This is a genomic window from Malikia spinosa (assembly GCF_002980625.1).
GTDB lineage: Bacteria > Pseudomonadota > Gammaproteobacteria > Burkholderiales > Burkholderiaceae_C > Malikia > Malikia spinosa.
Genome location: NZ_PVLR01000007.1, coordinates 16,657 through 41,116 on the forward strand (window position 1 = coordinate 16,657; position 24,460 = coordinate 41,116).

The following is a 24,460-nucleotide window of genomic DNA, read 5'->3' on the forward strand; positions in this document are numbered from 1 at the left end:
TATAATCAAGGGTTTTCCATTTCCCGACCCGAACGGTAACGCCATGCCCATCTACGCCTACAAGTGCGAGTCCTGCGGCCATGCCAAGGACGTCCTGCAAAAGATTTCCGCCGCACCCCTGACCGATTGCCCCGCCTGCGGTGCGGCGACCTTCAGCAAGCAGCTGACCGCCGCCGGATTCCAGCTCAAGGGCTCGGGCTGGTATGCGACCGATTTCCGCGGCAGCACCAGCGGTGCCGGCGGCACCACGGCACCGGCCAGCGCGCCGGCCGAAGCGGCGGCTCCTGCCGCCAGCGACAGCCCGGCGCCCGCCGCCGGCTGTGGCGGCTCCTGTGCCTGCCACTGAAAAGAAGGCACAAGACATGTCCGCATTGCGCAAATGGCTGTTCTCCGGCCTGCTGACCCTGGTGCCGCTGGTCATCACGCTCTGGGTGCTCGATTGGGTGGTCTCGACGCTGGATCAGACGCTCAGGATCCTGCCCGAGGCCTGGCAGCCGCAGCAGCTGCTCGGAATGAACATCCCGGGCCTGGGCGTGCTGTTCGCGCTCTTGATCGTGCTCTCGATCGGTGCGCTGGCGTCCAACTTCATCGGCAACAAGCTGGTCAACTGGTGGCATGCGCTGCTGCACCGGATTCCGGTCGTGCGCTCGATCTATTCGGGCGTCAAGCAGGTCTCCGACACCCTGTTCTCCGAGAAGGGCAATGCCTTTCGCAAGGCCTTGCTGGTGCAGTGGCCGCGCGAGGGCATGTGGACCATCGCCTTCCTGACCGGCGCGCCCGGCGGCGACGTCGCGCGTCACCTCAACGGCCAGGACTATGTCAGCGTCTTCGTGCCGACCACGCCCAACCCGACCGGCGGCTACTTCGTGATGGTGCACAAGCGCGATTGCGTCGAGCTCACGATGAGCGTCGACGAGGCGCTGACCTATGTGATTTCGATGGGCGTGATCGTGCCCGGTGGCCCCAAGGCGCTGCAGCCGGCCGATGCGCCGGCCAGCCAGGCCTGAGGCCCCATCTCCGATATTTCTAGAAAGCTCAATATGGCAATGCGTTCCGAATACTGCGGTCTGGTGACCGAGGCCCTGCTGGGTCAAACCGTGACCCTGTGCGGCTGGGTCAACCGCCGTCGCGACCATGGCGGCGTGATCTTCGTCGACCTGCGCGACCGCGAAGGCTATGTCCAGGTCGTCTGCGACCCGGACCGCCCCGAGATGTTCGCGATCGCCGAAGGCCTGCGCAACGAGTTCTGCATCCAGGTCAAGGGCCTGGTGCGCGCCCGCCCCGAGGGCACGACCAACGACAACATGAAGAGCGGCAAGATCGAGGTGCTGTGCCACGAGATCGTCGTGCTCAACGCCTCGGTGACCCCGCCGTTCCAGATCGACGACGACAACCTGTCCGAGACCACCCGCCTGACGCACCGCGTGCTGGATCTGCGTCGCCCCTACATGCAGAAGAACCTGATGCTGCGCTACAAGGTGTCGATGGAGGTGCGCAAGTTCCTCGATGCCAATGGCTTCATCGACATCGAGACGCCGATGCTGACCAAGTCCACGCCCGAAGGCGCGCGCGACTACCTGGTGCCCAGCCGCGTCCATGACGGCCATTTCTTCGCGCTGCCGCAATCGCCCCAGCTGTTCAAGCAGCTGCTGATGGTGGCCGGCTACGACCGCTACTACCAGATCACCAAGTGCTTCCGCGACGAGGACCTGCGCGCCGACCGCCAGCCGGAATTCACCCAGATCGATATCGAGACCAGCTTCCTGACCGAAGAGGACATCCGCTCGATGTTCCAGGGCATGATCAAGAGCGTGTTCCAGCACACCATGGGTGTGGACCTGGGCGAGTTCCCCTGCATGCCCTATGCCGAAGCCATGCACCGCTACGGCTCGGACAAGCCCGACCTGCGCGTCACGCTCGAGTTCACCGAGCTGACCGATGTCATGGCCGATGTCGACTTCAAGGTCTTCAGCGCGCCGGCCCAGGACAAGAACGGCCGCGTGGTCGCGCTGCGCGTGCCCGGCGGCGCCGAGATCAGCCGCAGCGAGATCGACGCCTACACCGACTTCGTCAAGATCTACGGCGCCAAGGGCCTGGCCTGGATCAAGGTCAACGATGTCGCCGCCGGCCGTGACGGCCTGCAGAGCCCGATCGTCAAGAACCTGCACGACAAGGCCATCGCTGAGATTTTGAGCCGCTCGGGCGCGCAGAACGGCGACATCCTGTTCTTCGGTGCCGACAAGGCCAAGATCGTCAACGACGCCATCGGCGCGCTGCGCATCAAGATCGGTCACAGCCCGCTGGCCAAGAAGCTGGGCTTCTTCGAGGACCGTTGGGCTCCGCTGTGGGTGGTCGACTTCCCGATGTTCGAGTACGACGACGAAGGCAAGCGCTGGAACGCGGTCCACCACCCCTTCACCGCACCGAAGGACGGCCATGAGGACTACATGGACACCGATCCGGGCAAGTGCATCGCCAAGGCCTACGACATGGTGCTGAACGGCTGGGAGCTCGGCGGCGGTTCGATCCGTATCCACCGCGCCGATGTCCAGAGCAAGGTCTTCACCGCGCTCAACATCTCGCCCGAGGACGCCCAGCTCAAGTTCGGCTTCCTGCTCGATGCGCTGCAATACGGTGCGCCGCCGCACGGTGGCCTGGCCTTCGGCCTGGATCGCCTGATCACGCTGATGACCAAGGCCGAGTCGATCCGCGACGTGATTGCTTTCCCCAAGACCCAGCGCGCCCAGTGCCTGCTGACCCAGGCCCCGAGCGCGGTCGACGAGAAGCAGTTGCGCGAGCTCCACATCCGTTTGCGCAACACGCAAGCCGCCTGATATAGTGAGTCACGTGTAGTCATTTTGACGGGAGAAGCACCATGAACCAACTCGATACCGCACTCGCTCCGAAGGAAAAGCTGGTCGCTGACCTCAAGGTCGTCGTGACTGACGCCGAGGAGCTGCTGGCTGCCACCGCCTCCCAGACCGGCGAGAAGATCGCCGAGCTGCGCGAGCGCATGCAGACCAATCTGCGCCTGGCCCGCCTGAAGCTGGCCGACGCCGAAGCCGCCCTGCGCGAGAGCACCCGCCAGGTGGCCAAGGCGACCGACCATTACGTGCACGAGAACCCCTGGAAGGCGATTGGCATCGCCGCTGGTGCCGGCCTGCTGGTCGGCATGCTGATCGGCCGCCGTTGATGTTCGCCCCGGCGTGCGCGTGATGGCTGCAGAAGACCGCCCGCACGCCGACCCGGCCCCCGAGCGCGTGACCCAGGCGCTGCGCGGCTGGCTGCACGATGGCGTGGCCCTGCTGCGCGTGCGGCTGGAGCTGTTCGGGGTCGAGGCGCGCGAGCATGCCCTGGCCAGCGTCGAGCTGCTGCTCGCCGGTCTGGCCGCGCTGCTGTTCCTCGGCCTGGGGCTGGGTTTTTTCGCAGTGCTGCTGACGGTGCTGCTGTGGGACAGTCATCGCCTGCTGGCCCTGGCGGTCTTCTCCACCCTGTTCCTGACCCTGGGCCTGGTCGCGCTGGTGCTGCTGCGCCAACGCTGGCAGACGACCCAGCGCTGGTTCGACGCCAGCCTCGAAGAACTCAGGCAGGACGACCAGCGTCTTGCCCCCTGACCGCATGACTCCGCGTCAGCAGCGCCTCTGGATGCGCCGTCAGGAATTGCTGCACCAGTCATCCGAGCTGCGCCAGCGCTTGCAGCGCCATGGCGAAGGCATTGCGCCGCTGCTGCGCGGTGCCGACCGTGCCTGGAGCGCTGCGGTCTGGTTGCGCGAGCATCCGCTGGTGCCGGCCGCCGCGCTGGCGCTGCTGGCCTGGCGCCGACCGCGCACCTTGCTGCGCTGGGGCCGGCGTGGCTGGGCCGGCTGGCAGCTGTTCAGGCGCGTGCGCGCCGCCTGGGACGCGCGTGCCAGCGCCATGGCGGCCCAGTTCCTGCGCTGAATGCATCAACCGGGGCGCTGCGCGGGCTCAAAATCCCTGGCGCGCGCCTTTCGGTCTCAATCCTGCAGCTTGACGTAGCGTCCGTTCTGGATCGTCGTGAAGAAGGCCTGGCGTCGGGTGTCGCCGTTGGCATCAAAGGTGATGCTCTGCTGCAGCCCCTGGTAGGGGCCGCTGCGCAAGGCCGCCTGCTTGAGCGTTTCACCGCGCTTGCGGTTCTTGAGCGCGGTCAGCACCACGGTGGTCGCGTCATAGGCTGCCACGGTGCTGTAGCCCGGCTGGCGCTGGAAGCGCTTGTAGAAGGCATCGGCGAAATCCCGGTAACGCTCGGACTGATCGTCGCGGTCGTAGTTCTGCACGATCAGCAGGCCTTCGACCACCTCGCCGCCGAGCTCGACCAATTGCTCGGTCGCGGCCCATTCGGCGGCCGCGATCGGCAGCTTGGGCGCCTGCTTGCGCGCCTGCTGGGCCAGCCTGGCCACGTCGAGCGCGCCGGAAATGAAGACCAGGCTGTCGGGCTTGCTGGCCAGCATCTGGCTGATGACCTGACCAAAGTCGGTGCTGTCGCCGGATTCATAGGCAATCTCTGCCGCCAGGCTCTGGCCCGCCGCTTGTTCCGCCGCGCGGAATTCCTTGAGCCAGGAGGCCGTGAAGTTCAGGTTGCGGGTGTCGTAGGCCACTGCCGTGCGACGCAGGCCCTGGCTCATCAGGACGCTGGCGTAGTCCTCGGCATAGTCGCGCGTGGTCCGGTTGATGCGGAACAGGTTGTCATCCTTGCCGTAGAAGTCCATCGAGGTGATGGTCGGACTGACCTGGAAGATGCCGTTCTGTGCCGTGATCGGGACGATGACCTTGGCCATGCCGCTGGTGAAGGGGCCGATCACCGCCTCGACCTTGGCCGCCACGAGCTCACGGGTCGACTGCTGCGCCGTCGCGGGGTTTTGCGCGTCATCCTTGGTCACCAGTTCGACCATCTGTCCTTCCCGGCCGCCCTGGCGATTGAACTGTTCCACCGCAAGGATCACGCCGTTCAGGCCGGACTGGCCGTTGTCGGAGTTGCGGTCCGTCAGGCCGCCGATGAAGCCGATCTTGATCGGCTCCTTCTGACCACATCCCCCTAGTGCCAGGTTCAAGCCTATAGCTAATAAAATCATCGTCTTATTCATTAGGAAATTCTACCTAAAATGGCATCAAGCAGATCGTCGGGCCAGCCGGCAGCGCAGCGCGTGACACGCTGGCGCGGCAAGATCGCGCAGGCATGGCATTGGTACAAGTGCGAGTCGCCGGCCTGGAGTCGTTCCTTGCGCGTGCGCATGCTGATGCTGGGCTTGATGCCGCTGCTGGTGGCGTTTCCGGTCGTGATCGGAGTCCTGACCGCGGTCGCGGACAAGCAGACCCTGCTGAAATCCAATTTGCACGGCAACCTGGCGGGGGCGCGCAATTACCTCGAGCTGCTCAAGACCCAGAACAGCAATCGCGTCGAGCAGCTGGTCAGGTCGGCTTCGCTGCAACAGGAGGTCAGGCAGGCCATCGGTCAGGCCCCGGACGAGCTGGCACTCAACAAGGCCTTGCAGACGGCAGCCGAGAACAGCGGGCTCGATTATCTGCTGGTGGTCGGCGACGAACGCCGAATCCTCGGCAGCAGCACGGGCGCGCTGTCGGGCCAGTACCTGCCCGACTCTTACGTGATACGCCAGGCCCGCATCGGGGTCACCAGCGCCGCCTACGAGAAGTTCACGCCTGAGCAGTTGAGCGCCTTCTCGCCGCATTTTCTTGGCCAATTGCAATTGCCCGCCAACGAGACCGGTGGCAAGACCGTGACCTCGGCGCATGGCTTGCTGGTCAATGCCGCGGCGCATTTCCCACTGTCGCTCAGCATGCCCGATCTGATCCTGGTCGGCGGTACCTTGCTGAACCGGAATCATTCACTGACTGATCACATGCGGGAAATCATTTTCCCGATCGGCACCTTGCTCGACAACGCCGAAGGCGTGACGGCCATTTACCTCGATGACCTCAGCATCGCGGTCAGCGTGCAGCGCAATGAAGGCACGCGCCTGCTGGGCCGATCCGCCGTGCCCGAGGTCATTGAGACCGTGATGGGGCAGGGTCAGCCCTGGCTGGGCGTGCTGGACTACGATGGGGCGAGTTACATGGCTGGCTTCGAAGCCCTGCAAGACGGCAACGGACAGCGCGTGGGCATGATCAACACGAGCTTTCCGCGCGAGCCCTATCAGCGCATCCTGCGTTGGGTGTTGGGGTCGATCTCGCTGCTGCTGGCCTTGGTGATGTTGGCGATTTCGCTGTTGTTCCTGCGTTTCGGGCATGTGCTGACGCTGCGGCTCGAGCGCATGGGCGAGACGATGAAGGCCGTGCGCCAGGGGGACCGCCAGGCCCGGGTGGCCTTGCAGCAAACCGGCGACGAGCTGGCGCAACTGGGGCTGGACTTCAACGAGTTGCTCGACACCATCGCCGAGCAGGAGGCGCGCCAGCAGCGCAGTCAGCAGGTGATTGCCAATGAAGCTGCGCGCCGCCATGCGCTGTTCACCCATGCGAGTGACGGCATCCTGATCTGCGACGCCCAGGGTCGGGTGGTCGAATGCAATCCCAAGGCTGCTTCCCTGCTCGGCTACACCCGCCAGCAGCTGACCGGGCGCTATCTCCATGAGTGGGAGCTGGCGTACAGCGCGGCGCAGATACGGCAGCTGATCGAGCAGGTCGATGGCGCGGGCAGTTCCTACGAAACGCAGCATCAGCGCCAGGACGGCAGCTGCTATTTCGCCGAGGTCTCGCTGAGCCGGGCGCAATGGGCGGGCCAGACTTTCGTGCTGGCCTTGCTGCGCGACATCTCCGAGCGCAAGGCGGTGGAGGCCGAGCTCGAGAACTATCGCCGCAGCCTGGAGCTGCGCACCTCGGAGCTGGCGGCGGCCAACGAGGCCAAGAACGAGTTCCTGGCCAACATGAGCCACGAGATCCGCACCCCGATGGGGGTGGTGATCGGCCTGTCCAACCTGCTGCTCGATACCGACCTCGCGCCCGAGCAGCGCGACTATCTGGAAAAGATCGAGACTGCCAGCACGGCCTTGCTCGGGGTGCTCAACGACATTCTCGACCACTCCAAGATCGAGTCGCGCCTGCTGCAGGTCGAATCGATTCCGATGTGCGTGGCCGACGTGCTGCACAAGAGCGAGGCCCTGTTTGCGATCCGGGCCCAGCAAAAGCAGCTGGCGTTCTCGGTCGAATGCGATCCCGATCTGCCCGACGTCCTGCTCGGCGACCCGCTGCGCCTGCTGCAGGTAGTCAACAACCTGATCGGCAATGCGCTGAAGTTCACCGAGCGCGGCTCGATCCGCGTCAAGGCCGAATGCCTGGAGCGCGGGCCGGATACGGTGCTGCTCAAGGTCTCGGTGATCGACACCGGGGTCGGCATGTTGCCGGCCCACATGGAGCGGCTGTTCACCGCCTTCCAGCAGGCCGATGCCTCGACTTCGCGCTACTACGGCGGCACCGGACTGGGCTTGAGCATCAGCAAGGGACTGGTCGAGCTGATGCAGGGCGAGATCGGTGTCAGCAGCCAGATGGGCGAGGGCAGCCATTTCTGGTTCACGATCAGGCTGGGCTGTCCCAGCCAGTCGGAGTGCGGGGTGGTGCTGCCTGCGGGGCAGCGTTCGTCGTTCGCGGCGGCCGATGCGCGCAGCCGGCTGTCTCCGCTGGCCGAACGGGCGGTTCCGATCCGGGGCGCCAGGGTGCTGGTCGTCGACGACAACGAGGTCAACCTGCTGGTGGCCAGCGCCTATCTGCGCAAGATGGGTTTGCTGGCCGAAACCGTCGATTCCGGTCGAGCCGCGCTGGAGCAGGTGCAGCTGCAGCATTTCGATGCCATCTTGCTTGATCTGCAGATGCCCGTGCTCGACGGCTTTGCGACCGCGCGTGCCATCCGCGCGACCGAAGCGGGTCGCTCGATCCCGATCATCGCGCTGACGGCTGCGGCGCGGCTGTCGGATCGCCAGGCCGCCGAGGCGGCCGGCATGAATGACCACATCGCCAAGCCGATCGATCCGCTGCAAATGGTCGATACCCTGATCAAATGGATCGCGCCCGCTGCCTACCAGGCTGATCTGCCTGCCACGGTCCGGCCCGAGCCGACGGCGCCGGTCGTGCTTGACCTCGGACTGGCCTTGCAGGAGCTGGGCGGGGACACGGAGTTGCTGCAGGCGGTGCTGGCCAGTTTCGCCGAGCAGTTCGCGCCGGCGGCCGCACAGTTGACCGAGTCGCTGCAACAGCAGCAATTCAAGGATGCCGCTCGTCTGGTCCATACCGTCAAGGGGCTGGCGCCGACCCTGGGCGCGCAGACCTTGCAGCAGGTGGCACAAAGCTTCGAGGCCGGCCTCGAGCGGCAAGACCTGAGCCTGTTGCCGGCCTTCAACCAGGCGCTGGAAGCGGTGCTGGCCGCGATCACCGCTGCCAGCCAGACGGCCGCCACGCAGTCGCCCGCGCCCGGAGCAGCCGCAGCTGGCGAGCGCTGAAGTCGTAGCGGTTCAGCAGCAGCAGGCCAGCGCCAGCCCGATGCCGGGTGCGGCGGGCTTACCATAGCGCCCATGCATACCACCGCTCTCGTCCTGTTCTCGGGCGGGCAGGATTCCACCACCTGCCTGGCCCATGCCCTGCAGCGCTATCAGCGCGTCGAAACCCTCGGCTTCCATTACGGCCAGCGCCACGCGGTCGAGATGGAGGCGCGCCTGTGCGTGCTGTCCGAGCTGCGGCGCCAGTTCCCGGCCTGGACCGAGCGGCTCGGCCAGGACCATGTGCTCGATGTCGGCGTGCTGGGCCAGGTCAGCGAGACTTCGCTGACGCGCGAGATGGCGTTCCAGATCGAGGCCAGCGGCCTGCCGAACACCTTCGTGCCGGGGCGCAACCTGGTGTTCCTGACACTGGCGGCGGCGCTGGCCTACCGCCGCGGCCTGCAGGTGATCGTGACCGGGGTCTGCGAGACCGATTTCTCGGGCTACCCCGACTGCCGCGACGACACGATCAAGGCGCTGCAGGTCGCGCTCTCGCTCGGCCTGGACCGGCGCTTGCTGCTCGAGACGCCGCTGATGTGGATCGACAAGGCTCAGACCTGGGCCCTGGCCGAGCAGCTCGGCGCGGATTCGGGCGTGGCCGGGGGCGGTCAGGCGCTGGTCGACCTGATCGTCGAGCACAGCCACACCTGCTACCTCGGCGATCGCGAGCATCGCCACGACTGGGGCTGGGGCTGCGGCAGCTGTCCGGCCTGCGAGTTGCGCGCGCGCGGCTGGCAGCGCTGGCGCGCCGGTCTGTCGGACGGGATAGCCGGCCTGGCGAACTAGTCCGGCTTACGGGCTGGCCCAGTTTCCCGGCAGCCGGTCAGAGCCAAAAAAGAAAGCCGGCATTGCCGGCTTTCCTGCTGCTGAGTGCAGCCTCAGTTGGCCGACAGGGCGACGCCAGCCTTGCTGATCACCTGCTGGTGCGAGTAGTCGGCGCGGGCCGGGCGAGCGATGCTGCCCTTGGCCTTGACATAGTCAACGAAGCTCTGGGTGTAGAGCAGGTAGGTGTTGACATAGGCGCCGCTCTTGTAGAGCGTACCCAGCGTGGCATAACCGTCGCCGCCGGCCGCGACGAAGTCGTTGGTCACCAGCACATAGGTCTTGGTCTTGTCGATCGCGCTCCAGGCGCCGCTGGTCTTGTTGCGCACCTGCACATTGCTGAAGCGCTGGCCCTTGGCCTTGCTCAGGTCCAGGTCCCAGCGCAGGCCAGCCGCGTAGGGATGCGAGCCGGTCGAGCTGCTGGCGTCGTAGTTGGCCACGCCATCTTCCAGCGCGGCGATGATCTGCTCGCCCGTCAGGTTCATCTCGACCAGCACGTTGGTGAAGGGCAGCACGGTGAAGGCGGTGTTCATGCTGAGGTCGCCCGCAGGGATCGCGATGCGCACGCCGCCGGCGTTCTGCAGCGCGAAGTCGGCGCGCTTGCTGGCGTTCAGGAACGCCTCGGCCACGACCTGGGCCGCATCGCTGCCGCGCGCCAGGGTGTTGGCGCTTTCGCAGCCGGCCGTGGTGCCGCTGCGGTTGGTGCTTTCGCCCGGCATGCGGACCAGGCAGAGCGCCTCGCTGGCGCTGCCGATCTTGATTGCCTTCTGTGCCGCGACCTGGTCGGAGTAGGTCTTGAGCGTGGCGGTCGCGCTGGCATCCAGCGCTGCTACCTGCACGTTGGGGCTGCTGGCCAGCTTGGCTACCAGGGCCTGGTTGTCCGCCGGGGCCATGGCTTGCCAGGCGCCTGCAGCGTCCTTGCGCTTGAAGCTGTCGCCGATCACGAGCTTGGCCTGGCCGCCGCAGCTCTGCACGCGCGCCTGGTCGTCGAACTTGACATTCATGAGGCCATAGGCCTTGGCATATTCCCAGGCCTGGCCGATGCAGACCGTCTCGCCGGACTTGTTCTGGACCTTGGTCGGGTAGCTGCCCGATGAAGCGGTCAGGCCGACGGCGCTGAAATCGCCCAGCAGGCTGTGCGAGTCGCCGCCGATGATCACGTCGACATCGGTCAGCTGCGGCGCAATCTTCTTGTCAGCCTCGTAGCCCAGGTGGGACAGCAGCACGACATGGCGCACGCCCTGGGCGCGCAACTCGTCGATCGCCTTCTGGGCGGCAGTGGCCTCATCCTTGAACTCGGTGCTGGCCAGCGGGCGCGAGGAGTTGACGGTCTTGGCCGCGACCGTCAGGCCGACGATGCCGACGTCGACGCCGTCGATCTTCTTGATCAGGTAGGGCTTCAGATAGGCCTTGCCGCCAGCCGGTGCCAGCGCGGTGCCGGCCTTGGGCAGGATATTGGCCGAAACCGTGCTCATGCCGCAGTTGCCGCCGTTGAGCGGATCGGCCAGCTTGTCGAGCAGGGTCTTGAGCGCCTCGTCACCGTCGTCGAACTCGTGGTTGCCGGGCGTGAAGGCATCGAAGCAGATGCTGTTCATGAGCTTGGCGTCGGCCTCGCCCTTGAAGAAGGTGTAGTAGAGGGTGCCGGTGATGGCATCGCCGGCATGCAGCTTGAGCAGGTTGGGGGTGCCGGCGAGCGACTTGAAGACCGTGGTCTGGCGCGCGAAGCCGCCCAGATCGACCTGGGTGTCGACGCCGTCGAGCTTGAGGGTCTGGGCCGCGATCGGGTCGAGCTGCGAATGGTGGTCGTTGATGTGGGCGATGTTGATGTCGATCGCCTTGTAGCTGATGTCATCGCTGCCGCAGGCGGCCAGGCCGAAGGTGAGGGCAGCCAGCGCCGCCATGGCTGCCGGACGCAGCGGGGTGAAATTGAAGTCGTTGCGTGACATGGTCAGATATCCAATTGAAAACAGATGGCACAAAGCCTAACGCTGGCATGTGACGGAACGATTAATTCTTCGTGGCAGGCCATGGCGGCTGGTCCGGGCTGTCCTTGTCCATCCTGATGAAGATTGCGCCTTCAACATGTTTTCACAAACAGCGTCTAAGGTGAAGCAAGCTTTCACTTCCTTACCGAGCCCATGAACCCGATCCATCGCCGCGATTTCGTCATCCGTCTGTCCACCGTTGCGGCCGCCCTGTCGGCCGGCGCCGTCCTGAGCGCCTGCGGTGGTGATGATGCTGTGCCTCAGTTCCTCTATGGCGTCGCCAGCGGCGATCCGTTGGCTGACCGCGTGATCCTCTGGACCCATGCGCGCTATCCCGACAGCGATGTCGCGGTCGATTTGAACTGGGAGGTTGCGAGCGACAACGGCTTTGCCAGCATCGTCAAGAGCGGGACCGTGACGGCGACTGCCGCGACCGGCTTCACCGCCAAGGTCGATGCGAGCGGACTGGCCGCCAACACCGAGTATTTCTACCGCTTCCGCCAGGGCCAGCATGCCTCCGCGGTCGGTCGGGCCCGCACCCTGCCGACCGGTTCGGTCAGCGAGGTCAGGCTGGCGGTGCTGTCCTGCGCCAATTACCCGGCGGGCTTCTTCAACGTCTATGCCGAGGTGGCCAAGTCCGACGCGCAGTTCGCGCTGCACCTGGGTGACTACATCTACGAATACGCGGCCGGCGGCTACGCCTCCGCGAACGCGGACAAGCTTGGCCGCGTGGTGCAACCTGTCACCGAGCTGCTGACGCTGGCCGACTACCGCCTGCGCCATGCCCAGTACCGCAGCGACCCGGACGCCAAGGATCTGCACGCGCGCCTGCCGATGATCGCGGTCTGGGACGATCACGAGATCGCCAACGACACCTACCAGGACGGCGCCGAGAACCACGATCCGGCCAAGGAAGGCAGCTTTGCCGCCCGCCGTGCGGCGGCGCTGCAGGCCTGGCATGAATGGATGCCGGTGCGCAGCGGTGCCGACCAGGGACAGATCTACCGCAGCTTCGACTTCGGCAACCTGCTGTCGCTGCACATGCTCGACACCCGTCTGGTCGGGCGCGACCAGCAGGTCACGATCGAGCAGCTGCTCAACCCGGCGACCCAGGCCAGCGCGCTGGCTGCGCTGTCATCGCCCACGCGCCAGCTGCTGGGCCAGACCCAGCTGCAATGGCTGCAGGGCCAGATGAGCGCTTCGAAGGCCAGCTGGCAGGTGCTGGGCCAGCAGGTGCTGATGGCGCGCATGACGGTGCCGCTGTCGATCCTGAATGCCTTGAACCCGGCCAATACCTCGCCGACTGCCGTGGCGGACGGTGCCAAGGCGGTGACCGACTATCTGACGGCCAAGGCGACGCCGGTCGCCGCGCGCACCCCGGCGCAGCAGGCGCTGCTGAATCCGGCCATCAACCCCGAGCTCGGCTACAACCTCGACGCCTGGGACGGTTATCCGGCCGCGCGCGAATATGTGCTCGGCACCGCGGCCCAGCTCGGCAAGAAGCTGGTCGTGCTGGCCGGCGACACCCACAACGCCTGGCACAGCAGCCTGACGCTGATGGACGGCCGCAAGGTCGGCGAGGAGTTCGCGACCTCGAGCGTGAGCTCGCCGGGGCTGGAGAACTATCTGGCCGCCTTGCCGCCGGAGCAGGTCAAGTTCATCTTCGAGAACGTGATCGACGACCTCGACTGGATGGACCCCAAGCGGCGCGGCTTCCTCAAGATGACCTTCACGGCCAGCGCGGCCAAGGGCGAATGGGTGTTTGTCGACCGGATTGACAGCCGCAGCTATGCCGTCGATGCGGCGGCTGGCAAGACCCTGGTCTACCAGCCTGGTCTGGGCTGATGAGTCGGGCAGGGCTTGACTGGCGAGCCGCGGTGTCGCCACACAGGCCCTGCTGCCGGCAGACATCGGCTTGTCACAGTTCTTTGCAATAATTCAATAAATATTGAAGCATCTGCATTACACAAGGGGCAAGCGATGAAAGTGGGTATCAATGGCATGGGCCGCATCGGCCGTCTGGCGCTGCGCGCCGCCTTCGGCGCCGCCGAGCGTCAGTCGGACGATCCGCGCGCCGGCAACCGGCTCGAGGTCGTGCACCTCAATGAACTGAAAGGCGGTGCCGCCGCCACCGCCCACCTGCTGGCTTTCGACACGGTGCAGGGCAAGTGGCGTGCCGACATCGAGGCCGAGGGCGATGACATCATCCGCATCGGCGAGCGCAAACTGTCGTTCAGCAGCCATGCCAATCCGGCCGACATTCCCTGGGGCGAGCTCGGGGTCGAGGTGGTGCTGGAATGCACCGGCAAGTTCCTGACGCCCGAAACCATCCAGGGCCACCTGGACCGTGGCGCCAAGCGCGTGATCGTCGCGGCCCCGGTCAAGACCGGCGGCGTGCTCAACATCGTGGTCGGCATCAACGAAGGCCAGTACGACCCGGCGCGCGACCGGATCGTGACGGCGGCCTCCTGCACCACCAACTGCCTGGCGCCGGTGGTGAAAGTCATCCACGAGAACATCGGCATCCGGCACGGCCAGATCACCACCATCCACGACCCGACCAACACCAACCTGGTGGTCGATGCGCCGCACAAGGACCTGCGCCGTGCCCGCAGCGCGATGGCCAGCCTGGCGCCGACGACGACCGGCAGCGCGAGCGCGATCGCGCTGATCTACCCCGAGCTCAAGGGCAAGCTCAACGGCCACGCGGTGCGCGCGCCGGTGCTCAATGCCTCGCTGACCGACTGCGTGTTCGAGCTCAAGCGCGAAACGACAGCCGAGGAGGTCAACGCGCTGTTCAAGGCCGCCGCCGAGGGCGAGCTGGCCGGCATCCTGGGCTACGAGGAAAAGCCCTTGGTCAGCGCCGACTATGCGCGCGACACCCGCAGCTCCATCATCGATGCGCTGTCGACCCTGGTGACCGACGGCACCCTGCTCAAGGTCTATGCCTGGTACGACAACGAGATGGGTTACGCCTGCCGCATGGTGGATCTGGCCTGCCACATGGAACAGGTCGGCATCTGAGATGAGTGCCGCGCGCAATTACGCCATCGTCACCGCGGCCTACTGGGGCTTCACGCTGACCGATGGCGCCCTGCGGATGCTGGTGCTGCTGCATTTCTACCGCCTAGGCTATTCGTCGGTCACGCTGGCCTTCCTGTTCCTGCTCTACGAAGCGGCCGGCATCCTGGCGAACCTGATCGGCGGCTGGCTCGCGACCCGCTACGGCATCACCCGCATGCTGACGGTGGGCCTGGTGACGCAGATCACGGGCTTTACCTTGCTGTCGCTGCTCGACCCAGGCTGGACCGCTGCCATGTCGGTGGCCTGGGTGGTGGCGTCGCAGGGCATCTGCGGCGTGGCCAAGGACCTGACCAAGACCTCTGCCAAGTCGGCGATCAAGGTCACGCAGGCCCAGGCCAAGGAGCAGGGCGCCGGCCAGCTGTTCAAGTGGGTGGCCTGGTTCACCGGCAGCAAGAACGCGATGAAGGGCATCGGCTTCTTCCTGGGCGGCCTGCTGCTGCAGACGCTGGGCTTCCAGGCTTCGCTGTGGGCGATGGCAGGGCTGCTGGCGCTGGTGTTGCTGGGCGTGGCGACCTCGCTGCCGACCATGATGGGCAAGAGCAAGGCGTCGAAGTCGGCCAAGGAGCTGTTCGCCAAGAATGCCGGCATCAATGCGCTGGCTGCCGCGCGCGTGGTGCTGTTCGGTGCGCGCGATGTCTGGTTCGTGGTCGGCCTGCCAGTGTTCCTGTATTCGGTCGGCTGGAACTTCACGATGGTCGGCACCTTCCTGGCGGCCTGGACCATCGGCTACGGCCTGGTGCAGGCGGCGGCGCCCGGCATCGTCAAGCGCAGTGCCGACGGCCTGAGCCGCGAGGTGCCGGCCGCGCGCCTCTGGTCGGCCTTGCTGGCGCTGGTCACGATCGGGCTGGCGGCTGCGGTCGCGCTCGACCTGCCGAACCTGGAATGGGTCGTGGTCGGTGGCCTGGGCCTGTTCGGCTTTGCCTTCGCCATCAATTCCTCGGTCCATTCCTACCTGATCCTGGCCTATGCCGGCAGCGAGAAGGCGGCCGAGGATGTCGGCTTCTACTACGCCGCCAATGCGCTGGGTCGCTTCATCGGCACGCTGCTGTCGGGCCTGCTGTATCAGTGGGGCGGGCTGCTGTACGCGCTGGTCGGTTCGGCGCTGATGCTGGTCCTGTGCTGGCTGGTGACGCTGGGCCTGCCGACTGTCCGCGCCCAGGCGCCAGGAGTGGCCGCATGAACGACACCGAAGTGGTCAAGGCGCTGGCCGCGCTGGCGCAGGAGTCGCGCCTGCGCCTGTTCCGGCTGCTGGTGGTGGCCGGGCCCGGGGGCGCGACGCCGTCCCGCATGGGCGAAGCGCTGGGCATTGCGCCGACATCGATCTCCTTTCACATGAAGGAGCTGCTCAACGCCGGCCTGGTGAGCCAGGTGCGCGACGGCCGCCACATCATCTACCGCGCGCAGGTCGAGTCCATGAACGAATTGCTGGGTTTCCTGACTGCCAATTGCTGTGGCGGCGAACCCTGCCTGAATATCCCCATCCCTGTGCAATGCACCACCTGTTGAAAGCCTGACCATGACTCCCCGTACCTTCAATGTCCTGTTCCTCTGCACCGGCAACTCGGCGCGCAGCATCATGGCCGAATCCATCCTGCGCCTGCAGGGCATGGGCCGCTTCCAGGCTTACAGTGCCGGCAGCCAGCCGGCCGGCCAGGTCCATCCCTATGCGATCGAGCTGCTGCAGCGCAATCACTACCCCCTGGAGAACCTGCGCAGCAAGAACTGGGACGAGTTCGCCGCTGCGGATGCGCCCAGGATGGACTTCGTGCTGACCGTCTGCGACAGCGCCAAGGCCGAGCTCTGCCCGGTCTGGCCGGGCCAGCCGATGTCGGCGCATTGGGGCGTGCCCGATCCGGTAGCCGTTGAAGGCGACGAAATCACCCGGCGCAAGGCTTTCTCCGATGCCTTCCTGGTGCTGAACCGTCGCATCTCGCTGCTGGCCAATCTGTCCTTCGACAAGCTCAGCCGCTTGTCGCTGCAGACTGAACTGGAGCGTATCGGTCAGGCCTGAAACGACCAGGTCTGAGACCACGAGGCCTGGGCTCGCATGAGTCCAGGCTTTCGACTTTTGCAAGAGGTAAGCCCCATGGGTCTGTTTGAACGATTCTTGACGGTCTGGGTCGCGCTCGGCATTGCCGCTGGCGTCGGCCTGGGACTGGTTTTTCCCGGCCTGTTCCAGGCCGTTGCGGCGCTGGAATTGGCCCAGGTCAACCTGGTGGTGGCGGTCCTGATCTGGGTCATGATCTATCCGATGATGATCCAGATCGACTGGCATGCGGTGCGCGATGTCGGCAAGAAGCCGCAGGGCCTGCTGCTGACGCTGGTGGTCAACTGGCTGATCAAGCCCTTCACCATGGCCGCGCTCGGCGTGCTGTTCTTCCAGTACCTGTTCGCGCCCTGGGTCGATCCGGCAACGGCGAGCGAATACATCGCCGGCATGATCCTGCTCGGCGTAGCACCCTGCACGGCGATGGTCTTTGTCTGGAGCCAGCTGGTCAAGGGAGACGCCAACTACACCCTGGTCCAGGTCTCGATCAATGACCTGGTCATGGTCGTGGCCTTCGCGCCGATCGCGGCCTTCCTGCTCGGCGTCACCGATGTCACCGTGCCCTGGCAGACGCTGGTGCTGTCCACCGTGCTCTACGTGGTGCTGCCGTTGCTTGCCGGCATGGCAACCCGCCATGGACTGGAAAAGCGCTCCCCGCACGCCTTGGCCGACTTCGTCGCACGACTCAAGCCCTGGTCGATCGTCGGCCTGATCGCCACCGTGGTGTTGCTGTTCGGCTTCCAGGCCACCACCATCGTCGAGCAGCCGGGCGTGATCGGACTGATCGCGATTCCGCTGGTGCTGCAGACCTATGGCATCTTCTTCATCAGCTGGTGGGGCGCCCGGTGGCTCAAGCTGCCGCATGAGGTGGCAGGGCCGGCCTGCCTGATCGGCACCTCCAACTTCTTCGAGCTGGCGGTCGCGGTCGCGATCTCGCTGTTCGGCCTGAATTCGGGCGCGGCGCTGGCGACCGTGGTCGGCGTGCTGGTCGAAGTGCCGGTGATGCTGTCGCTGGTGGCGATCGTCAATGCCTGGAAGCCCAGGACTGTCACAGGAGATGCAAGATGAGCCAGATCACGATTTATCACAACCCCGGCTGCGGCACCTCGCGCAACACGCTGGCGCTGATCCGCAACAGCGGCGTCGAGCCCCACGTGGTCGAATACCTCAAGACGCCACCGAGCCGCGACGAGCTCAAGGTGCTGCTGCTGCGCTTGGGGCTGACCGTGCGCGACCTGCTGCGCAAGAAGGGCACGCCCTATGACGCACTGGATCTGGGCAACCCGAAGTGGAGCGACGAGCAGCTGCTCGACTTCATCGGCCAGCACCCGGTGCTGATCCAGCGCCCGATCGTCGTCACGCCGCTGGGCGTGCGGCTGTGTCGGCCGTCCGAGGCCGTGCTCGACATCCTGCCCGATCCGCAGCGCGGTGCCTTCAGCAAGGAGGATGGCGAAGCCGTGATCGACGCCGACGGGCGCCGCATCCTGCCTTCTGCCCTGCCGGCAGTCCAGCCGCTGGCGGATCTGCCGCAGCTGGCGCCCGAGCATTTCCAGGTCCCCGACCCGCAGCTGCTGCGGCCCTCGCAGCCTTCCACCCATGCGCCGCGCCTGCTGCTGCTCTACGGTTCGCTGCGTCAGCGCTCCTTCAGCCGGCTGCTGGTTGAGGAGGCCGCGCGACTGCTGCAGGCCATGGGCGCCGAGACCCGGATCTTCAACCCGAGCGGGCTGCCGCTGCCCGACGACGCGCCCGACAGCCATCCCAAGGTCCAGGAGCTGCGCGAGCTGACCCAGTGGTGCGAGGGCATGGTCTGGTGCTCGCCCGAGCGCCATGGCGCCATGACCGGCATCATGAAGGCGCAGATCGACTGGATTCCCCTGAGCCAGGGCGCGATCCGTCCGACCCAGGGCAAGACGCTGGCAGTCATGCAGGTCTGCGGTGGCAGCCAGTCCTTCAATGCCGTGAATCAGATGCGGGTGCTCGGTCGCTGGATGCGCATGCTCACGATCCCGAACCAGTCCTCGGTCGCCAAGGCCTTCCTCGAGTTCGACGAGAACAACCGCATGAAGCCGTCGAGCTACCATGACCGGGTCGTCGACGTGCTGGAGGAACTGGTCAAGTTCACCCTGCTGACGCGCGATGTGGCACCCTATCTGGTCGACCGCTACAGCGAGCGCAAGGAAAGCGCCGCGGCGCTGATGCAGCGCGTCAACCAGCCGGCGCTCTGAGGCCGGATCGTTCACGAACCAGGGGGAAACTCGATGTCACAGCCACCGATGGCGATAGCGGCGCCGGATGCCGAGCTGGTGCCGGCCGCCTGGAGCCAGCAGCCCAAGCCGCTGGCGGACCGGCTGGGCGTCGAACTTGAGTGCGGGCTGGGCGCGGCGCAGGTCCGCCAGCGCCTCGAGCGCTTCGGCCGCAACGAGTTGCGGGTGGACGCGGCCGTGCCGGCCTGGCGCCATCTGCTGTCGCAGTTCCATGATCCGCTGGTCTATCTGCTGCTGGCGGCAGTCGGCATCACGCTGCTGCTGTGGGGCGTGGAGGGCGCAAGCGGCTGGCCGATCGACGCGCTGGTGATCGGGGTCATCGTGCTGCTCAATGCGCTGCTCGGCTTCCTGCAGGAGGTCAAGTCGCAGCGCGCCGCCGCCGCCCTGGCCCGGCTGACCGCCGTCACCTCGGCCGTGCTGCGCGACGGCGTGCCGCTGCGGGTGCCGAGCGCCGAACTGGTGCCGGGCGATCTGCTGCAGCTGTCCGAAGGCGACCGCATCGGCGCCGATGCGCGGCTGCTGCAGGCCAATGCGCTGCGCGTGCAGGAGGCCTCGCTGACCGGCGAGAGCGAAGCCGTGCTGAAGGACGCGGCCCAGCTGGCGCCGGACACCCCCCTGGCCGAACGCGCCAACATGGTGTTCAAGGGCACGGCGGTGGTCCAGGGCACCGGACTGGCGCTGGTCACCGCCACTGGCATGAACACCGAGATGGGCCGCATTGCCCATCTGCTCGCCACCACACCCGAGGAGGCGACGCCGCTGCAGAAGGAAGTGCGCCAGATCGGCGTCATGCTCGGGCGCGCCGTGCTGCTGATCGCCGTGGTGGTGGTGGTCACGGTGCTGCTGATGACCGAGATCCGCAGCCTGGCCGATGTCGAGGCGGTGCTGTTGCTGGGGGTGTCGCTGGCGGTGGCGGCGGTGCCTGAGGGCCTGCCCGCCATCCTGTCGCTGGTGCTGGCGATCGGGGTCCAGCGCATGGCAAGCCGGTCGGCCATCGTCAAGAAGCTGTCATCGGTCGAGACCCTGGGCTCGGCTTCGGTGATCTGCACCGACAAGACCGGCACCCTGACCCGTTCCGAGATGGCGATCGAGCGCGTCATGACGGCTTCCGGCTGCAGCTGCCCCGAGGGCGTGGGCTACGAGCCGGTCGGCGACATCCGGCACCAGGGCCGGTTGGTCGAGCCGGGCCCCCTGCACAGCGAACTGGTGCTGATGCTCAGCGGCGGCAGCCTGGCCGGCAATGCCGACCTGCGCCAGCAGGAAGACGGTTCCTGGGTGATCCAGGGCGACCCGACCGAAGCTGCCTTCCTGGTCGCCGAGCGCAAGCTGGGCGTGCACGAGCGCCGGCGCGAGCGCTTCGAGCGCATTGCCGAGATCCCGTTCACTTCCGAGCGCAAGCGGATGGCGGTGCTGGCGATCGACCACGAGCACGAGGACCAGCGCGTCATCATCGTCAAGGGCGCGCCCGATGTGCTGCTGCAGCTGTGCAGCGCGGCCCGGGTCGGCATGGATGTGGTGCCGATGAGCGAGGCCATCCGCGCCCGCGCGCTGGCCGATGTCGACGAGCTGTCCGATGCCGCATTGCGCACCCTGTCGGTGGCCTATCGGCCGCTGGCAGCGGACGAAGACGAACAGGCCGGCGCGGCGCTCGAGCGCGAGCTGATCTTCGTCGGCACGGTCGGCATCATCGACCCGCCGCGCGCCGAGGCGGCGGTCGCGATCCAGGAGGCGCAGCGCGCCGGCATCCGGATCATCATGATCACCGGCGACCACCCGCGCACGGCTGCGCGCATCGCGTCCGACCTCGGCATCATCGAGGCCGGTGCCAGCGCGCTGACCGGGGTCGAGCTCGACGCACTCGACGAGGCCGGGCTGGCCGAGGCGGTGCGATCGACCTCGGTCTATGCCCGGGTCGATCCGTCGCACAAGCTGCGCATCGTCGATGCGCTGCAGGCGCAGGGCCATGTGGTCGCGATGACCGGCGACGGCGTCAACGACGCGCCGGCGCTCAAGTCGGCCGACATCGGCGTGGCGATGGGCATCACCGGCACCGAGGTCACCAAGGAGGCCGGCAAGATGATCCTGGCCGACGATAACTTCGCCACCATCGTCGCGGCGGTGCGCGAGGGGCGCGGCATCCTCGACAACATCCGCAAGTTCCTGCGCTACCTGCTGTCGTCCAACATGGGCGAGGTGCTGACAGTGTTCCTGGGCGTGCTCGGTGCCCGCGCGCTCGGGCTGATCGACGCCAGCGGCGCCGTGGTGCTGCCGTTGCTGGCGACGCAGATCCTGTGGATCAACCTGGTCACCGATTCCGGTCCGGCGCTGGCGATGGGGGTCGACCCGCACGGCGCCGACGTGATGCAGCGCCGGCCGCGCCGCCCGGACGAGCGCATCATCGACGCGCGCATGTGGTCGGGCGTGCTGCAGACCGGACTGGTGATGGCGCTGGCTACCCTGCTCACGCTCGACCTGCTGCTGCCCGGCGGCATGATCGAAGGCAGCCAATCGCTCGAAACGGCGCGCACGGCGGCCTTCACGGTGCTGGTGTTCGCCCAGCTGTTCAACACCTTCAATGCCCGCTCCGAGTCGGTCAGCGCCTGGCGTGGCCTGTTCGACAACCGCCTGCTCTGGGCTGCCGTGGCGCTGGGCGTGGCCTTGCAGCTGGCGGTGGTGCAATGGCAGTGGCTGAACCTGGCGTTCGGCACCCGGCCGCTGACGCTGGGGCAATGGGGCCTGTGCGTCGCGATGGGCAGCTCCGTGCTGTGGTTCAGCGAGCTGCGCAAGCTCTGGCTGCGGCGCCAGGATGCCGGACGCAGCCGCTGAAACCGCCCGGATTGAATCGATCCTGTCTAGAATGAAAAACTGAGCCGGGGAGGGCCAAGATGGATCTCGTGCTGAAATTGCTCCATGGCGGCGCCGGCAGCTTGGCGGCCTATCTGGCCGCGCATGTGCTGCTGTGCCTGCTGCCGGCCTTCTTCATTGCCGGCGCGATGGCGGCGCTGATCCCCAAGGCCAGCATCACGCGCTGGCTCGGGCGCAGCACGCCGGCCCATGTCTCCTATCCGGCTGCCGCTGCGGCGGGCTCGCTGCTGGCGGTCTGCTCCTGCACCATCGTGCCGCTGTTTGCCGGTATCTACCGCAAGGGCGCCGGCATCGGGCCGGCCATCACCTTCCTGTTCTTCGCGCCGGCCGGCAACATCATGGCGCTGGCCTATACCGGCAGCATCCTGGGGCCGGAGTTCGCCGCAGCCCGGGTCCTGTTCTGCCTGCTGTTCGGCATCGGCATCGGGCTGCTGATGGCGCTGCTGTTCTGGAAAGATGACGCCAGTCACGACGCCCAGACCGACAACTTGTTCGCCGAGCAGGCCAGCGTCGGCCCGGCGGCGACCCGACTGCTGCTGTCGCTGGTGGCGGTGCTGATTGCCGGCACGCTCAAGCTCTGGCCGCTGACCGAGACCTTTGCCAGCTTGCGCCTGCCGCTGCCTTGGGCCGCTGACTGGCAGGCGACCTTGTTCGGCTGGGTGCCGTTCGATGCGGCAAAAGGCGAGGAGGGCGTGAGCTTGCAGGGCTCGGTACTGATCGCGCTGTTGCTGCTGATCGCCGCCACCGCCTGGAAGGGGCTCGAGAACATCATCGAGGGCCCGAACCGCTGGACCTGGATCACGCTGGGCCTGGCCGCGACCACGCTGCTGGTCGCCGCGCTGCGTCTGACGCCAGTGGCTGGCGGGCTCGAAGTCGGGCTGACCGGCCGTGTGATCGCGGTGGCGGCTGCGCTCTGGGCCTGCTGGCATTTCGCGCGCCAGCTCGATGCTGACGACCGCCAGGCCTGGCTCTGGGAGTCCTGGCGCTTCGTCAAGCAGATCTTCCTGTTGCTGGTGGTCGGGGTCTTCATCGTCGGCATGGTGCGCCAGCTCATCAAGCCGGAATGGATCGAGTCGCTGGCTGGCAGCAACACGCTGCAGGCCAATGCGGTGGCGGTGTTCTTTGGCGTCTTCATGTATTTCCCGACCCTGGTCGAGGTGCCGGTGGCGCGCATGTTCCTCGACCTCGGCATGCATCCGGGCCCGCTGCTGGCCTACCTGATGGCCGACCCCGAGCTCAGCCTGCAGAGCATGCTGATGGTCGCGGCCGTGATCGGGCGCCAGAAGACTGCTGCCTATGTCGGCCTGGTGGCGCTGTTCAGCATCTGTGCCGGCCTGTTGTACGGCGCCTGGGTCGATGGCCTGGGCTGGCTGCCGCTGAGCCTGGCACTCGGCCTGTTCATTGCCGTCCTGGCTGCCGGTCTGGCCTGGCTCAGGCAGCGCCAGCGCCGGGCAGCCGCCGCTTGAATCACTTAACCCATCGAAGGAAACCACCATGCTGACTGTCAAGATCCTCGGCTCCGGTTGCGCCAACTGCAAGAAGCTCGAAGCCGTCGCGCGCGAGGCCGCCAGCCAGGCCGGCCTCGAAGCCGACTTCATCAAGGTCACCGACATGCAGGCCATCATGGCCTACGACCTGCTGTCGACGCCGGGCCTGGTGCTCAACGAGAGGCTGGTCAGCAGCGGCCGCATCCCGACCGTGGCCGAGGTGCAGGGCTGGCTGGCCGGCGCCTGAGCCAATAGCGCTGGCCCCAGTTGCTGTGCAGTCGCCAGGGCTGGTGCGTAGCCGTTCAGTGGTGATGCCCATGATCGTGCCCGTAGCCATCCCGTGAACGATGCAGAGGAGGGTGGCGTCTGTCAGGTCCGGCCTGCCAGTCACCACAGGGCTGGGTAAACGGCGCATTCACCACTTGCAAGGTGGCGTGAGTGATCTCGAAGCGCTCATGCAGTTGCCCGGTGGCCTCTTGCAGGAATGCATCGTCGGCCTGTCCGCTGGGCATCACCAGCTGCGCTGTCAGGGCCACCCGCGAGGTGTCGATGGCCCAGATGTGCAGGTCATGGACCCGGCTGATGCCCGGCAGGCTCGCCAGGTAGTCGTGCACCGCCTGCGGGTCCACGCGGTCCGGCACGCCGTCAAACAGCAGATGCAGGGATTGCCGGAACAGGCTCCAGGTGCCCCAGAGGATCACGACGGCAATCAGCAGGCTGACCACCGGGTCGAGCCAGTTCCAGCCCATCCACAAGGTGAGCGCGCCCGCTATGACCACTCCCAGCGACACCAGGGCATCGGCTGCCATGTGCAGGAAAGCGCCCCGGATGTTCAGATCCTTCTCGCGCCCGCGCATGAACAGCAGGGCGGTCGCGCTGTTGATCACGATGCCGACACCGGCCACCGCCATGATCGTCACGCCCTCATTGCCGAGCAGCAGGTCAGGCGACATCAGTCGCCCCACGGCCTCCCAGACCAGCGCCCCCATCGCCATCAGCAGCAGCAAGGCGTTGGCAAACGCTGCCAGGATGCTGCCCTTCTTCCAGCCATAGGTGTGGCGCGGGTCGGGTCTGAGCCTGCCGGCCAGTGCACCGCCCCAGGCCAGCACCAGGCCCGCGACATCGCTCAGGTTGTGGCCGGCATCGGCCAGCAAGGCCAGCGAATTGATTTTCCAGCCGTAGAACGCTTCGATGGCCACGAAGACGATGTTCAGGCCGATGCCGATGGCAAACGCCTGGTCGAAGCTGGCCGGAGCATGGGCGTGCTGATGCCCCTGTCCGTGGCCATGGCCATGACCATGACCATGACCATGACCATGACCATGACCATGACCATGACCATGACCATGACCATGACCATGACCAGCGTGAGGCGAGTGAGGTTCGGAATGGGGATGGCTCATGGCTG

Annotated in this window: 21 protein-coding genes and 1 pseudogene; 19 read left to right on the forward strand and 3 right to left on the reverse strand. The window is 66.4% G+C overall.

Annotation, left to right across the window (positions count from 1 at the left end; all coding sequences use genetic code 11):
* Positions 1 to 43: 43 nt before the first annotated feature.
* The 6 genes from C6P61_RS02300 to C6P61_RS02325 are packed head-to-tail and all read left to right on the forward strand — an operon-like array spanning position 44 to position 3,939.
* Positions 44 to 346: an FmdB family zinc ribbon protein gene (locus tag C6P61_RS02300; protein WP_105728314.1), complete on the forward strand. Its 303-nt coding sequence runs from the start codon at positions 44 to 46 to the stop codon at positions 344 to 346.
* A gap of 16 nt (positions 347 to 362) precedes the next feature.
* A complete protein-coding gene (locus C6P61_RS02305) occupies positions 363 to 1,007 on the forward strand; it encodes a DUF502 domain-containing protein (RefSeq protein WP_105728315.1) in 645 nt (214 codons plus the stop codon).
* Positions 1,008 to 1,040: 33 nt separating this feature from the next.
* On the forward strand, positions 1,041 to 2,834 hold the full coding sequence (gene aspS / locus C6P61_RS02310) for an aspartate--tRNA ligase (RefSeq protein WP_105728316.1): 1,794 nt from the start codon (positions 1,041 to 1,043) through the stop codon (positions 2,832 to 2,834).
* Positions 2,835 to 2,875: 41 nt separating this feature from the next.
* Positions 2,876 to 3,193 (forward strand): ElaB/YgaM/YqjD family protein, encoded by a 318-nt coding sequence (locus tag C6P61_RS02315; RefSeq protein WP_105728317.1) that lies wholly within the window; start codon positions 2,876 to 2,878, stop codon positions 3,191 to 3,193.
* Positions 3,194 to 3,215: 22 nt separating this feature from the next.
* Entirely contained in the window at positions 3,216 to 3,614 is a 399-nt protein-coding gene (locus tag C6P61_RS02320; protein WP_105728318.1) for a phage holin family protein, read from the forward strand.
* Positions 3,615 to 3,618: 4 nt separating this feature from the next.
* Positions 3,619 to 3,939 (forward strand): YqjK family protein, encoded by a 321-nt coding sequence (locus C6P61_RS02325; protein ID WP_105728319.1) that lies wholly within the window; start codon positions 3,619 to 3,621, stop codon positions 3,937 to 3,939.
* Positions 3,940 to 3,995: 56 nt separating this feature from the next.
* On the opposite strand, the gene C6P61_RS02330 is transcribed toward C6P61_RS02325, so the two are convergent.
* Positions 3,996 to 5,069, reverse strand: coding sequence for an ABC transporter substrate-binding protein (locus C6P61_RS02330; protein WP_211296913.1), 1,074 nt, complete (start codon positions 5,067 to 5,069; stop codon positions 3,996 to 3,998).
* A gap of 51 nt (positions 5,070 to 5,120) precedes the next feature.
* On the opposite strand from C6P61_RS02330, the gene C6P61_RS02335 reads away from it, so the two are divergent.
* A complete protein-coding gene (locus C6P61_RS02335) occupies positions 5,121 to 8,462 on the forward strand; it encodes an ATP-binding protein (protein WP_105728321.1) in 3,342 nt (1,113 codons plus the stop codon).
* Between the two features lie 72 nt (positions 8,463 to 8,534).
* Complete coding sequence (gene queC, locus C6P61_RS02340; RefSeq protein WP_105728322.1) at positions 8,535 to 9,284, forward strand: 7-cyano-7-deazaguanine synthase QueC; 750 nt, start codon at positions 8,535 to 8,537, stop codon at positions 9,282 to 9,284.
* Between the two features lie 92 nt (positions 9,285 to 9,376).
* Here queC and C6P61_RS02345 read toward each other — a convergent pair whose 3' ends face one another.
* The gene (locus C6P61_RS02345) at positions 9,377 to 11,266 is read right to left on the reverse strand and encodes a bifunctional metallophosphatase/5'-nucleotidase (protein ID WP_105728323.1); all 1,890 of its coding nucleotides are present in this window, start codon (positions 11,264 to 11,266) and stop codon (positions 9,377 to 9,379) included.
* Between the two features lie 192 nt (positions 11,267 to 11,458).
* On the opposite strand from C6P61_RS02345, the gene C6P61_RS02350 reads away from it, so the two are divergent.
* From C6P61_RS02350 to C6P61_RS02395, 11 genes and pseudogenes are all read left to right on the forward strand, one after another.
* On the forward strand, positions 11,459 to 13,150 hold the full coding sequence (locus C6P61_RS02350) for an alkaline phosphatase D family protein (RefSeq protein WP_105728324.1): 1,692 nt from the start codon (positions 11,459 to 11,461) through the stop codon (positions 13,148 to 13,150).
* Between the two features lie 135 nt (positions 13,151 to 13,285).
* Positions 13,286 to 14,329, forward strand: coding sequence for an ArsJ-associated glyceraldehyde-3-phosphate dehydrogenase (locus tag C6P61_RS02355; RefSeq protein WP_105728325.1), 1,044 nt, complete (start codon positions 13,286 to 13,288; stop codon positions 14,327 to 14,329).
* A 1-nt stretch (position 14,330) separates the two neighbouring features.
* On the forward strand, positions 14,331 to 15,569 hold the full coding sequence (gene arsJ / locus C6P61_RS02360; RefSeq protein ID WP_211296914.1) for an organoarsenical effux MFS transporter ArsJ: 1,239 nt from the start codon (positions 14,331 to 14,333) through the stop codon (positions 15,567 to 15,569).
* A complete protein-coding gene (locus tag C6P61_RS02365; RefSeq protein ID WP_105728327.1) occupies positions 15,566 to 15,895 on the forward strand; it encodes an ArsR/SmtB family transcription factor in 330 nt (109 codons plus the stop codon). Before arsJ ends, C6P61_RS02365 begins: the two co-directional genes overlap by 4 nt.
* 10 nt (positions 15,896 to 15,905) lie before the next feature.
* Positions 15,906 to 16,400, forward strand: a complete 495-nt coding sequence (locus C6P61_RS02370) for an arsenate reductase ArsC (protein WP_105728328.1) — start codon at positions 15,906 to 15,908, stop codon at positions 16,398 to 16,400.
* 75 nt (positions 16,401 to 16,475) lie between these two features.
* A complete protein-coding gene (gene arsB, locus C6P61_RS02375) occupies positions 16,476 to 17,504 on the forward strand; it encodes an ACR3 family arsenite efflux transporter (protein ID WP_105728329.1) in 1,029 nt (342 codons plus the stop codon).
* Positions 17,501 to 17,836 (forward strand): annotated as a pseudogene (gene arsC, locus C6P61_RS18115) (arsenate reductase (glutaredoxin)); the annotation flags it as partial. The gene arsB and the pseudogene arsC, both read left to right, overlap by 4 nt.
* 114 nt (positions 17,837 to 17,950) lie before the next feature.
* Positions 17,951 to 18,661 carry an arsenical resistance protein ArsH gene (gene arsH / locus C6P61_RS18120; RefSeq protein ID WP_280524105.1) on the forward strand — a complete coding sequence of 237 codons (711 nt, stop codon included), beginning with the start codon at positions 17,951 to 17,953 and terminating at the stop codon, positions 18,659 to 18,661.
* A 33-nt stretch (positions 18,662 to 18,694) separates the two neighbouring features.
* The gene (locus C6P61_RS02385) at positions 18,695 to 21,526 is read left to right on the forward strand and encodes a cation-translocating P-type ATPase (RefSeq protein ID WP_244908739.1); all 2,832 of its coding nucleotides are present in this window, start codon (positions 18,695 to 18,697) and stop codon (positions 21,524 to 21,526) included.
* Positions 21,527 to 21,585: 59 nt separating this feature from the next.
* Positions 21,586 to 23,031, forward strand: coding sequence for a permease (locus C6P61_RS02390; protein WP_105728332.1), 1,446 nt, complete (start codon positions 21,586 to 21,588; stop codon positions 23,029 to 23,031).
* Between the two features lie 28 nt (positions 23,032 to 23,059).
* Entirely contained in the window at positions 23,060 to 23,299 is a 240-nt protein-coding gene (locus C6P61_RS02395; protein ID WP_105728333.1) for a thioredoxin family protein, read from the forward strand.
* 55 nt (positions 23,300 to 23,354) lie between these two features.
* Here the strand turns inward: C6P61_RS02395 and C6P61_RS02400 are convergent, their stop codons facing one another.
* Complete coding sequence (locus C6P61_RS02400) at positions 23,355 to 24,455, reverse strand: cation diffusion facilitator family transporter (RefSeq protein ID WP_105728334.1); 1,101 nt, start codon at positions 24,453 to 24,455, stop codon at positions 23,355 to 23,357.
* Positions 24,456 to 24,460 lie beyond the last annotated feature (5 nt).